The following is a 12,141-nucleotide window of genomic DNA, read 5'->3' on the forward strand; positions in this document are numbered from 1 at the left end:
TATGTCAAAAAACTTGATTGAGCAATTCCGTCTCGCTGGCGGAGTTTTATTATTTTTAAATACAGCACATATGGTACAGGCACTACTGGTGTATTAGCTGCCTTTAATAATAGCAATATTACAGCTAATGCCGTAAATACCGTAGGCGGAAAAATCATTATTAACACTCAAGAAAAATTCTTAACTCTAGACATTAGTAATACTGCAGCATCGGCTCTATGTCTTAAATTTAACGTAATTGTAGAACTAAATACGCCAGAAATTGACCCCAGTCAAGGATTAATCAAATTACCCGAAACATTAATTAATCCTACTACTTTAGTGATTCAAAATCCCTGTCAAAAATGAAGAAAAAGTGAATTAATAATTACTGGACGGGGTGGGTTGCCTCCTAGCATCGATGATAATCTTAGTAGTGGTGCGGTTCAAGTCGATTTAGTCGAACCTGTACCCACACAAACTCGACAAACTGAACAGACGACAATTCCTACACCTACAACTCTTGAACCCGCTCAAGGATGGATTTTTAATGAAAAAGGCGGCTTATAATCCTACTGTGACTGAAACCCAACACATACGAAAAAAATCTGCTATTTGTCCTGCACTGTAACTTAGGTGGTAAATAATAGAAATGGTACTATTTAATAATATTCAAAGAGCGAGCGATTTGAGATGACTAATATCCTAGAAATTCCCTTAGCTATTCTTTCTTTTATCTTTTACAAAATAAATAAATTTTTTATTGGAATTCTTTATACTATTTTTCTCTTCATTAAAAAAAACAAAGCCAAACAATGGCGAGTTTTATCAGCCCAAACCCTTGAAACCTTTCTCAGTTTACCAGTTTTGATGACCAAAGGCCCACGCTGGAATACTCACGCAATCATCGGAACCCTCGGCCCCTTTCAAGTCCAAGAAACAATTAGTTTAGATCTAAATATTCTTAAAAAATCGGCTCAATCTTGGATTGTAGTAATTTATAGTTTTCCAAGTTACGAAACAATTACAAATTTAGATTCAAATCAAATTGTTTCCCAAGAAGATTGGATATCAATTACTGTAAAACCAGGTTTATACAGTATAGGATTACGATATTATCATTGGTCTGATTCTCTGGAATTACCTACGGTTAAAGTTGATGACAAATTATTGGTAGATAAATCAGAAGTTTCACCAAATGTCAATGATTTTTACAAAAACTTAATTAATCAGAAAAATTGGTTTTATCTAGCATTACATTATTATATTTTTACGATTCTAAAATACAGAAAATGGTTAGGTGAATCTTTTGTTAAACAAGAGTTTTTACCCGTTGGCGCACCCGATACAGAATTTGTCTATGGATATTTAGCGAAAAATCAGTCATTAAAAATTATGATCGAGCCATTAATTATTAATGACTACGATATTTATTTTACGACATACGATCGCTCTAGTTTTCCTTTATATTGGTGTCAGATTACGGAAGAAACTTATCTAACAAAACCAATAGAAAAACATGGCTATTATTTATTTAGATTACGACAAAAACCTCTAAAAGAGACAAAAACTTTAACAATTCAGTCTCAAATAGAGGATCAAGAAGGTGTTATACAAGAACTTAGAATAAATATTTTGAAGTAGAATAAAAGTCATAACACTTTTTTTAACCATGACTCAAACTAATCAAGCCAAAATTCCTTTAGAGATAGATGGCGAAATCATCTATTTAGATCCTAACTCAGCAGAGGGAAAAGCTTTACAGCGAATCCAAACTATTAATTTTGATGATCCCAATCAATTTACTACTCTTCTAGAAGAAGGCCAAGAAATTAACATAGAAGTAATTACGGAGCGTTTAAGGCAGCCAGTGAATGAATTCACTGTCTCATAGCATAAGTCCATTAAAATGGACTTGAATGTATTAAAGGTTAGTCGGTTTTAACAAGGGGCTGTCTGGGCGACCTGCGCGCCCAGCTTGTAAGCCCCGCCGACTTAAGCTATAAGACAGGGATTTAAATCCCTGGCGGACTGGCGGACTCAAAGGGTAGGAATGATTTTCCCACCCTTTAAACAGAATTAAACAGAAGTCAAGGTTTTCTCTTGTTCTAGTTGTACATTAGGGTTAGTTTCTGGACTATTAGCCTCACTTGGGGGTACTGCTTGCCAGAATTGCGGTAAATAGGTTGACCAATTATCGAGAATCATTTGACCTTTTTGACTACCTGTGCGTGAGACATGAGCTTCGATTAAACCCTTTAATTGAGCCTCACCTGCTGCCGTTTGTACTCGTTGAATCTTGATGATTTCGGTGTTGACTTTCTCATTAAAAGAATTATCTTCATCGAGGAAGTAAGCTAAACCGCCCGTCATTCCTGCACCAACATTTCGGCCTACAGTACCCAGAACAACGATCACACCGCCAGTCATATACTCACAACAGTGATCCCCTGCACCTTCGATAACGGCTTGACCTTTGGAGTTGCGTACCCCAAAACGTTCGCCAGAGCGTCCGTTGGCATAAAGAACACCACCTGTTGCACCATACAAACAAGTATTACCGATAATCACGTTCAAAGACGGATCATAAGTAGCCTCTTGATGAGGAACAATGACAATTTCTCCGCCATACATCCCTTTTCCTACATAATCATTCGCTTCGCCTTCAAGAAATAAAGACATGACTGGTAGGTTAAATGCCCCAAAACTCTGACCCGCCGCACCTTTGAATTTAAGATTGATTTCGCCCGTCATACCATCATTTCCATACTGTTTGGCAATGACACCCGAAATTCTCGCGCCGACTGTACGATCGGTATTAACAATCTTATATTCTTTAGTGACTGTTCCTTGAGTGGTGATCGCGTTTTGAATATCCGCATCGGCTAAGATTTCATCGTCGAGAACTGGGCCATTACTATGTACAGTTTCATGTTTTAAGAAAGATCGATCTTCTTTAACATTTGGTAAATTGAGCAAACAATCAAGGTTTAAAGCTTCCGTTTTGGTAAGTTTTACGTTTTCTTTAACTTTGAGTAGATCACTACGTCCGATAATTTCCGAAAGCGATCGATATCCCAGACGTGCTAATAAAGAACGAGTTTCTTGAGCAATGAAATAGAAGAAGTTTACCACGTGTTCGGGAGTACCGCTAAAGCGTTGGCGTAGGCGTTCTTGTTGGGTTGCGACTCCAACCGGACAGTTATTAGTATGGCAAATTCGCGCCATGATACAACCTTCGGCAATCATTGAAATGGAACCAAAACCGAATTCTTCTGCCCCCATTAATGCGGCCATCAAGACATCCCATCCGGTTTTTATGCCCCCGTCAGCCCGTAAGATAACCCGTTCACGAAGTTGATTTTCGATCAAGAGACGGTGAACTTCAGTAACTCCGAGTTCCCAGGGGCCGCCCGCGTGTTTGATGCTCGATAAAGGTGATGCACCTGTACCCCCATCATGACCCGAAATCTGGATGATATCGGCGTTAGCTTTAGCGACACCTGCGGCTACGGTTCCGATGCCAATTTCGGCGACGAGTTTAACGGAGACTTGCGCTTTGGGGTTAATTTGATGGAGATCAAAGATCAACTGGGCGAGATCTTCAATGGAATAAATATCGTGATGAGGTGGCGGAGAAATTAGGGATACACCGGGTTTGGAACGGCGTAACATGGCGATGTATGGGCTAACTTTTGGCCCTGGCAGTTGTCCACCCTCACCAGGTTTCGCGCCTTGTGCCATTTTAATCTCAAGTTGTTTGGCACTCATCAGATATTCTGGAGTTACGCCAAACCGTCCTGATGCAATTTGTTTAATGGCAGAACTGGCAATATCTCCGTTTCTTAAACCTTTAAGATGAGGGAAAATTTGAGAATGACCGTTTTCATCGACATCAGAGAGGGTGATATAACGGGTGGGATCTTCGCCGCCTTCTCCTGAGTTGGATTTCCCGCCTAAACGGTTCATGGCGATCGCTAATGTTTCATGAGCTTCTCTGGATAATGCTCCGAGGGACATTCCACCTGTACAGAAACGAGAAACGATGTCTTCAATGGGTTCTACTTCTTCGATGGGAATGCTGGGGCGATCGCTATTGAGATCGAGTAAGTCTCTTAAAGCGGTGACGGGACGATCTTCTAGATACTTATGATAGAGTTCATAGTGATCGTATGCTTCGGCGTTGGCTCCATTGGCTCCGATTTTATAAGTGGCGACGGCTTTGTGTAAAGATTTAGCCATCTCTGGCGAGTTCATGTGATACTCACCCCCTGGACGGTAGTTAACAAAGCCGTAGTTTTCGAGTTTTTTCGCGGTGAGGTTGGGAAAAGCGCGACTGTGGAAGTTAATCACTTCTTGGGCTACTTCAACTAAGCTTAAGCCTCCAACACGGCTCGTAGTACCATTGAAGGCTAAACGAATGACTTCGGCCGAAAGTCCGATCGCTTCAAATATCTGTGCGCCTTGATAGGATGAGAGTAAAGAAATTCCCATTTTTGAGAGAATTTTCAGTAATCCTGCTTCTACGGAAACGCGGTAGTTAGCTAAAGCTTTTTCGAGAGTAATGGTAGCGATTTTGCCATTTTCCATCAGTTTTTTAGTTTTGGGGTCATACCACCACGCTTTAATCGTTTCCCAGGCGAGATAGGGACAAACGGCGGATGCTCCATAACCAATGAGACAGGCGAAATGATGGGTACTCCAACACTGAGCGGTATCGACGACTAAAGAAGTAGAAAGACGTAAACCCGTGCGGATCAAATGATGTTGGACAGCACCAACGGCTAAGAGAGGGGGTATATAACTGGTGTGTTCGCCGATGGTCTGACCCGCAGCGCGATCGCTTAATATTAGGATCTTGGCTCCCCCTTTGACTGCTTGACTCGCCTGTTCACACAGATTATTAATGGCTGTTTCTAAGCCTTTGGGTCCACTGGTGAGATCATAGAGAGTCGATAATTCTATTGTATTAAACTCCGATGCTTTAATTGTTGCGAGTTCCGCTTCATTTAGTACTGGCGTATTCAATTGAAGCACTTTAGCCGCTTCAGGACTCGGACTCATCAGGTTTCCCCGTTCCCCTAAATAGGCATTTAAGGACATAACAAGGCTTTCCCGTAGTGGATCGATCGGGGGGTTAGTGACTTGAGCAAAGCGTTGTTTAAAGTAGTCATACAACAGACGAGGTTTATCCGAGAGAACGGCCAAAGGCGTATCATCTCCCATACAAAAAGTTGGTTCTTTTCCCTCTCGCGCCATCGGAATTACAATCATATCAACATCTTCGGCGGTATAACCGAAAGCTGTTTGAGAAGATAATAAGTTTTCTGCTGATGCGTTAGTCGGTTCTGAGATGTCAAAAGCGTGAGAAGTTAGTACGACGCGGTTTAATTTCACCCATTCACCATAGGGGTATTGTTCGGCGACTTGTTGTTTAATTTCCCAGTTTTTTAGAATTTTTTGTGTTTCTAGGTTAACTGCGATCATTTGACCAGGCCCTAGTCGTCCTTTTTCGATGATTTCCGATTCGTCGATCGCAACGGTTCCGGCTTCACTAGAAACTACAATATAATCATCTTTGGTAATGCTATAACGGGCAGGTCGTAAACCGTTACGGTCTAAACAAGCTCCGACCATTTTTCCATCACTAAATACAATTAATGCTGGCCCATCCCAAGGCTCTTGTAAACCACTGTAGTACTCATAGAAATCGGTAATTTCTGGATTATCTTTAAGGTCTGGCTGATCTTTATAAGCTTCGGGAACTAAGATCATTGCTGCTTCCATCGGGCTACGTCCTGCCCTCACTAATAGTTCCATTGTACTATCTAAATTATAGGAGTCACTATTGGCGGGATTGACGATCGGGGTTAATGCTTGGAGTTCTTCTGGTGTCCAGCCTGGAACTTCTAAATTGAGTTCTCGTGCTGCCATCCAGTTAATATTTCCCAAAAGGGTATTAATTTCGCCATTATGACCGAGTAAGCGCATCGGATGAGCTAGAGGCCATTTAGGCATCGTATTAGTACTAAAACGACGATGATAGATGGCGAAGGGACTCGAATAAGCGCTCTTTTTCAGATCTTCGTAAAATTCTCCTAAGATGACCGATCGCACCATACCTTTATAGACGATCGTGCTACAAGAAAAAGTACAGATATAAAAATCATCTGCTAATCGTTTGCCCACTTCAGAACGAGCAATGTAGAGAATTCGATCTAATTCTGTTCCTTTTAATCCCGTCTCGGATGTCACTAAAATTTGTTCTATATGAGGCTGATTTTCTTTGGCTTGTTTTCCTAGAACTTCTGGACGCACGGGAACTTCGCGCCATCCCAAAACTTTAAGATTATTTTTCTTGACAATTTCTTCAATATGTGCTTTGCCTTCGGCTCGTCTGGTGAGATCTTGGGGTAAAAATACCATTCCTACACCAAGTTGCTCTTGTGGGGGCATTTCCATCTGATTTTCGCTAAACCATGAAGCTAGAACCTCTCTAGGAATGGCTGTCATCACTCCAGAACCATCACCCGAATCATAATCCGCGCTACATCCGCCCCGATGTTCCATACAGCCTAATGCTAAAAGAGCTTGTTGTATCAGTTTGTGGCTTCCTTTTCCTTTAACATCGGCAATAAACCCGACTCCGCACGCATCTCGTTCATCTACGAGCCATCTTGGGCCCCAAAAAGGATCTATTGAGTGAGTAGCTAAATGGCGATCGTCTTTATTCATTCTAATTCGAGGCTCCATTCTGGTTATAGAAACTAATTTAATAAACGGTTGTGTTGCAGAAAAAGCAAAGCATTTCAGTGGTAGATATCACACCCTAGCCAGAGAGCGTGAAAATCGGGTAAATGATTGTTAATTGGTCATCCATTATACCTTAACTGTCTGTTGGTAGTACGCCCAAAGACATAGATTTGGCGGACTCGTGTCAGATGTCCGTCATAACCTTTAACAATTTTTCTTTGTCCCGTCGCATTTTATCGAGCCGACAAACACTTTGGTAGACTAATTTAATTATGTCGCTAAAATTAGAATGTTTGCCTCAAGAAAAGTCATTAATTCTTGATTTTTTAGATCTTCTTAATGCTCACTATTAATTTAGGGTGAGTAACTTTGATGCTGTCTGTCAGGTTTGATACAATCAACAAAATTACTCTTCAAAGAAATAACCATGAGCTTACCAACGGTTTCTCAAGATCACTTTAAAATCAGTTTTGCACCACTCTCTTTAGAAGAAGTATATAAACTAGCGGATGATCCGGCTAATGGTGCGATCATTGTGATGAGTGGCACAGTTCGCAATCAAACCGATGGAAAGCCCGTCTTATATCTAGAATACCAAGCTTATGAACCGATGGCGATCGAAGTTTTTCGGACTATAGCGACTAATCTTCGTCAACAATGGAAAGATGCGAATCAAGTAGTAATCCATCATCGAATTGGTAAACTAAAAATTGGTGAAATTAGTGTTTTAGTCGCCGTTGGTTGTCCCCATCGTGGTGAAGCATTTGAGGCGTGTCGTTATGCAATTGATACCCTTAAACATAATGTACCCATTTGGAAAAAAGAATTTTGGTCGGATGGTTCGAGTAATTGGGTAAGTATTGGGGCGTGTGAACAAATGCACAATCAATAATTCTAAACTTTAAAATAAGATGAGTTTATGAGTTAGTCTAAAGACAGATAAAAGATGCTGCGAAATCATAAGGAATATCTATCCGTGTGTAGTTGGAGTATGTTGTTCAGTCTTGTATCGTATGACTATAACTAAGACTATAAAAAATTTTTAACAACGATGACTACTCGCTCTCAAAACCAGAATTTTTTTCAAAAGTCGTCAGGCTCGGTATACATTGAAGGAGAAAAATACCCTCTACCACAGCAAGTCATTGATAATATAGAAACGATTATTGGTTTTCAAGCCAAACAAGAACAAAAAGCACCTCGGCACGAACAATTATTACATCAAGTGTCCGCTATTTTTGGTAAATCTAATTTTTTATACGCTCAATTAATTTTCTTTGCTATTTGGATCGCTTTGAGCTATCTTACAGGTAATGCGGCCTTACCCTTCAATTTTCCTAAATACAACTTTCAAGACCAAACCCTCGATATGGCTGCTTTATTGATTTCAACAGGTGTATTAGTTCGTCAGTCACATCAAGAAAATTTAGCCGAACAACGATCGCATTTAATGTTACAAATTAATCTTCTCACTGAGCAGAAAACGGCTAAGATTATTGCCTTACTCGAAGAAATGCGAACCGACTTACCCAATTTAAAAAATCGCTATGACTGGGAAGCTGAGATTATGAAACAGTCAACCGATCCTCAAGTCGTTCTCAATATTTTAGAAGAAAACCTTAATTCGGTCAGTGATTCAGAAGAATTACCTAACCCTGACTCAGAATCTTTAATAACTCAATCATAAACCGTAAGGCGGGAGAAATCCCACCTTAAACAGTTTAATTACCTGAAAACCATTTTTGAGCGTTCAATCGTTGCATCGTATACAGCAACAATAAATCTAATGGGGCTTTCTTTTCATCGATCATGAAAGACTCTAGGGTACTAGGTTTTAAGTCATTCACTGCATAAGAAAAGCCTTTTTTACCGTTAATATCTTCATCAAAGAAATAAAGATTAAATTGACGTGTTCCTGCTTGTAAGTTTCCCTTTACTTGCCAGTATTGCTCATTAGTAGACAATCCTGCAATAGGAAGCGGTTCTTTTTTAAAAGACAATTCTACATCAGAAATGCCTTTTTTTGCGATCGCTTCTTTTAACCCAGGTATAAAATGTTGTTCGATAAACTCAGTAAACGGTTTATCTTCTATAGCTGGTGCTTTGGGTTTCTTTGAGGACACGGGTGCGGAACCTGCGTCCCCACCTTGAGATGTCCGTGCGGCGGCTGGTTTTTCCCCTGCTTCTGCTGGTTTAGCTTTAGGTTTGGCTTCGGGTTTAGCTTCGGCGACTTCCGCAACCTCTGAGGATATTTCAGAGTCTGGAGTTGGAGTAGTTTCGTCTGGCATAGGATTAATGGTAATGGCTCTTAACTGAATAATCTTTTAATTATCAAAATATACTGTATTGCGTCTGATAAGTCTGTACACAAAGTCTTAAAGTGTTTCTTGGGTATTCGATTCAAAAATATCTATCATTCAAGCTAATATGAAACTGATCCATTTTTTCCGTATCGCTTCTTTATCTTTAGGATTGAGCATCACTTTACTAACTTGCTCCAATTCTAATCAACTCGTACGGACATCTCAAGGTGCGGAACCTGCGTCCACACCCGTGTCCTCTCAGGATCAGATTCTTTATCAAAAAAAAGATTTACCAAGTAGTATTGCACACATTTTGTCAATCCCTATTAACAATTCTTATTCTATAAATCTCAAAGTTTCGCCCCAAGTTGAGTATGTCGAACAATTTGCCGCCCAAACGAACGCTATTGCTGTCTTGAATGCGGGTTTTTTCGATCCAAAAAATCAGAAAACCACCTCTTATATTATCCAAAATGGCAAAATCACTGGAGATCCTAAGCAAAATGAACGTTTAATGAATAATCCTGATTTACAAGCCTATCTAAAAGCAATTTTAAATCGAAGCGAATGGCGACAGTATCAATGTCAGAATACACTAAAATACTCAATCGCTTTTCATCAAGATCCCATTCCAGCAGGCTGTAAATTAATCAATTCTATCGGAGGTGGGCCCCGTTTATTACCCTCTCTAACGGCCCAAACCGAAGCATTTATCACGATGCAGAATGGACAAATGATTAGAGATGCTTTAGGCTATAATCGACGCAATGCCAGAACAGCGATCGGGATTACTGAAAATCATTTAATCTGGGTGATGATTGCCCAAAAACCCGAATTACCGAAAGACTCTGGAATGTCTTTACCTGAATTAGCTAATTTTCTAAAAAGTTTAGGGGCAAAAGAAGCCCTAAATTTAGATGGTGGTAGTTCTTCTAGCCTTTATTATCAAGGTAAAACATTTTATGGCAAAGTCGATCCAGAGGGAAAAACCATTAAACGCCCTGTAAAATCAGTATTAGTTTTAATCGATAATTAAAGCAATTTTTCCAGTCGTTGAACCCGTTTCGATGAGTTTGTGGGCTTTTACTGCGTCTATTAGGGGAAAAGATTGACTTAAATGAATTTTGAGTTTTCCTTCATCTAACCATCTGCTGCATTGTTCTAAAATTTTGGTTTGATGTTTTTGGGCATCGACTAAACCTTTAACAGCAGGCGTTAACATTAATTCTAGACTAATGCGTAAATTACGATTACGAGCTTCTTTTAAATTACCAATTTTAGCATCTGGTTCCAAAATAGTTACAACATCTCCGTATACTTTCACCGCTTGACAAGTATCAAAAAAAACCTTGCCACCTACTGTATCAAACGCCACATCAACCCCATTACCATCCGTCCAATCTAACACCGCTTGGATAAAATCAGTTTGTTTGTAGAAAATCGGATAATCTGCACCAAATTGACGCGCTAATCGTTCTTTATCGGGTGATCCTACAGTGGTACAAACCCTAGCCCCTTTTAGTTTAGCAAGTTGAATCGCCACATGACCAACACCACCCGCCCCCGCATGAATAAGGACTTTTTGACCTGATTCTAAAAGAGCGCGATCGTATAATGATTCCCATGCAGTTAGTAAAACCAAAGGTGCTGTCGCTGCTTCGGCAAAAGATAAAGAAACAGGTTTACGGGCGACTAAATATTCTTCGACAACCGTATATTCTGCATAATTTCCCGTTCCTTGTTTGCCTAAACCCCCTGCACAAAAATAAACCTCATCCCCGACTTTAAAACGTTGTACCTGTGATCCTACCGCTTCGACAATACCCGAACCATCACACCCTAAAATAGCTGGCATTTGTTCTGGATAAAATGTCCCTCGCTGACGTAATTTCGTATCAATTGGGTTAATTCCTGCCGCTTTTAGACGAATTAAAATTTCGGTGCTATTTTTAATTTTAGGGGTTGGTATCTCCTGTAATTGTAAAACGTCTGGATCTCCTGCGGTTTTTATTGCTATAGCTTTCATCTTTATTTTGTGTGGTTGCCGTCCAATTAAACATTATTATACTTTTGCAAGTTATCTAAATTTGCTTAATAGTTTGGCAAAAATTAAACTTTTCTTGCCTATCAAATTTAAATAATTTAGCTTAGAACACTTATACTATTAACTTAAGCCTTATTTTTCCTTGGTGTCACAATCGCTTTGTTTACAACTTCTCAAAAAAATTTGTCAAAATTTACTTGTAATACGATAATTATCTTAAAATCGGTTGTCATTCAATATTAAACTATAAGAGTGGGCGGACTATCCAAATTTAGTCTACAACAATTAAAAATAGAGTAAGTAAGGTTATGCCAACTGATATACTATGGAACGAGAGGACAAGAAGATTAGTAAGTTTCTCAGTTTGGTACTGAGGCATAAACCCGAAGTTATCGCCCTGACCTTGGATGAAAACGGGTGGGCGGATGTGGACGAGCTAATAATAAGCACTAATGCTCAAGGGTGGAAACTCACTCTTTCTCAACTGGAAAGGGTAGTTAGAACCAATGATAAACAGCGATTCTCGTTCAATGATGATGAGACAAAAATACGAGCAAATCAGGGTCATTCGATCGCGATCAATCTAGAACTCGAAGTGCGGCAACCTCCTGAAATCCTTCTTCACGGTACAGCTACGCGGTTTATCGAGTCGATTAAGAGTCAGGGGTTACATTCCCAGAGTCGTCGGCACGTCCATCTATCGCTCGATGAGGCAACGGCTCGCGCTGTTAGTCAGAGGCATGGTAAACCCGTCGTTCTACAAGTTCGGGCGGGGGAGATGTGGCGGTCGGGGATTCAATTTTACTTATCCGAGAACGGTGTCTGGTTAGTTGAGGCGGTTCCGATAGAGTTCATCAATTTTCCTTTCTCCTACAATTAATCCCCAGTTTGGATTACCGAAAAATCATGCAATCAAAAGTACAACAAAACACTAGCACTTATTAAAATCAGAATTACCAAAAGAACAAAAAACCAGCCGACGCATTCAGGGGTTAACCTTAAAAAGAAATTGTAAAGTGGATTTTTACATCCACACGACGGCTAGTAAATATATTATTGAGG

General features: G+C 40.0%; 10 protein-coding genes. 7 read left to right on the top strand and 3 right to left on the bottom strand.

Annotated elements, in window-relative coordinates:
- Positions 1-384: 384 nt before the first annotated feature.
- The 3 genes from C7H19_RS25460 to C7H19_RS00330 all read left to right on the top strand — a co-directional run bounded on the left by C7H19_RS25460 (position 385) and on the right by C7H19_RS00330 (position 1,873).
- Positions 385-549 carry a hypothetical protein gene (locus C7H19_RS25460; protein ID WP_181280494.1) on the top strand — a complete coding sequence of 55 codons (165 nt, stop codon included), beginning with the start codon at positions 385-387 and terminating at the stop codon, positions 547-549.
- A 123-nt stretch (positions 550-672) separates the two neighbouring features.
- Positions 673-1,623, top strand: a complete 951-nt coding sequence (locus C7H19_RS00325) for a DUF6208 family protein (RefSeq protein WP_106454894.1) — start codon at positions 673-675, stop codon at positions 1,621-1,623.
- A 28-nt stretch (positions 1,624-1,651) separates the two neighbouring features.
- Positions 1,652-1,873 (top strand): hypothetical protein, encoded by a 222-nt coding sequence (locus C7H19_RS00330; protein ID WP_106454895.1) that lies wholly within the window; start codon positions 1,652-1,654, stop codon positions 1,871-1,873.
- Between the two features lie 185 nt (positions 1,874-2,058).
- On the opposite strand, the gene C7H19_RS00335 is transcribed toward C7H19_RS00330, so the two are convergent.
- Positions 2,059-6,714 carry a glutamate synthase-related protein gene (locus C7H19_RS00335; RefSeq protein WP_106455200.1) on the bottom strand — a complete coding sequence of 1,552 codons (4,656 nt, stop codon included), beginning with the start codon at positions 6,712-6,714 and terminating at the stop codon, positions 2,059-2,061.
- Positions 6,715-7,159: 445 nt separating this feature from the next.
- Here C7H19_RS00335 and C7H19_RS00340 point away from each other — a divergent pair, with 445 nt between their 5' ends.
- Together C7H19_RS00340 and C7H19_RS00345 are read left to right on the top strand one after the other, a co-directional pair.
- Positions 7,160-7,624 carry a molybdenum cofactor biosynthesis protein MoaE gene (locus tag C7H19_RS00340; RefSeq protein WP_106454896.1) on the top strand — a complete coding sequence of 155 codons (465 nt, stop codon included), beginning with the start codon at positions 7,160-7,162 and terminating at the stop codon, positions 7,622-7,624.
- A gap of 159 nt (positions 7,625-7,783) precedes the next feature.
- On the top strand, positions 7,784-8,419 hold the full coding sequence (locus tag C7H19_RS00345) for a DUF1003 domain-containing protein (RefSeq protein WP_106454897.1): 636 nt from the start codon (positions 7,784-7,786) through the stop codon (positions 8,417-8,419).
- A 34-nt stretch (positions 8,420-8,453) separates the two neighbouring features.
- On the opposite strand, the gene C7H19_RS00350 is transcribed toward C7H19_RS00345, so the two are convergent.
- Positions 8,454-8,855, bottom strand: coding sequence for a DUF2996 domain-containing protein (locus C7H19_RS00350; protein WP_425428849.1), 402 nt, complete (start codon positions 8,853-8,855; stop codon positions 8,454-8,456).
- 304 nt (positions 8,856-9,159) lie between these two features.
- Between C7H19_RS00350 and C7H19_RS00355 the strand changes: the two genes are divergently transcribed.
- Positions 9,160-10,071, top strand: coding sequence for a phosphodiester glycosidase family protein (locus tag C7H19_RS00355; protein ID WP_106454899.1), 912 nt, complete (start codon positions 9,160-9,162; stop codon positions 10,069-10,071).
- On the opposite strand, the gene C7H19_RS00360 is transcribed toward C7H19_RS00355, so the two are convergent.
- Positions 10,057-11,061, bottom strand: a complete 1,005-nt coding sequence (locus tag C7H19_RS00360) for a zinc-dependent alcohol dehydrogenase family protein (RefSeq protein WP_106454900.1) — start codon at positions 11,059-11,061, stop codon at positions 10,057-10,059. The two genes, C7H19_RS00355 and C7H19_RS00360, sit on opposite strands and share 15 nt — an antisense overlap.
- A gap of 343 nt (positions 11,062-11,404) precedes the next feature.
- Here C7H19_RS00360 and C7H19_RS00365 point away from each other — a divergent pair, with 343 nt between their 5' ends.
- Positions 11,405-11,959 (top strand): RNA 2'-phosphotransferase, encoded by a 555-nt coding sequence (locus tag C7H19_RS00365; RefSeq protein ID WP_106454901.1) that lies wholly within the window; start codon positions 11,405-11,407, stop codon positions 11,957-11,959.
- The last annotated feature ends 182 nt before the right edge of the window (positions 11,960-12,141 follow it).

The organism is Aphanothece hegewaldii CCALA 016 (assembly GCF_003007785.1).
GTDB classification, from domain to species: Bacteria; Cyanobacteriota; Cyanobacteriia; order Cyanobacteriales; family Microcystaceae; genus Chroococcus; species Chroococcus hegewaldii.

Bases quoted from the DNA above. Each gene is read 5' to 3' on its own strand.
- C7H19_RS00365 (WP_106454901.1), top strand. From the start codon at position 11,405: ATGGAACGAGAGGACAAGAAGATTAGTAAGTTTCTCAGTTTGGTACTG.
- C7H19_RS00330 (WP_106454895.1), top strand. From the start codon at position 1,652: ATGACTCAAACTAATCAAGCCAAAATTCCTTTAGAGATAGATGGCGAA.
- C7H19_RS00355 (WP_106454899.1), top strand. From the start codon at position 9,160: ATGAAACTGATCCATTTTTTCCGTATCGCTTCTTTATCTTTAGGATTG.
- C7H19_RS00360 (WP_106454900.1), bottom strand. From the start codon at position 11,061: ATGAAAGCTATAGCAATAAAAACCGCAGGAGATCCAGACGTTTTACAA.
- C7H19_RS00325 (WP_106454894.1), top strand. From the start codon at position 673: ATGACTAATATCCTAGAAATTCCCTTAGCTATTCTTTCTTTTATCTTT.
- C7H19_RS00345 (WP_106454897.1), top strand. From the start codon at position 7,784: ATGACTACTCGCTCTCAAAACCAGAATTTTTTTCAAAAGTCGTCAGGC.
- C7H19_RS00340 (WP_106454896.1), top strand. From the start codon at position 7,160: ATGAGCTTACCAACGGTTTCTCAAGATCACTTTAAAATCAGTTTTGCA.
- C7H19_RS00335 (WP_106455200.1), bottom strand. From the start codon at position 6,714: ATGAATAAAGACGATCGCCATTTAGCTACTCACTCAATAGATCCTTTT.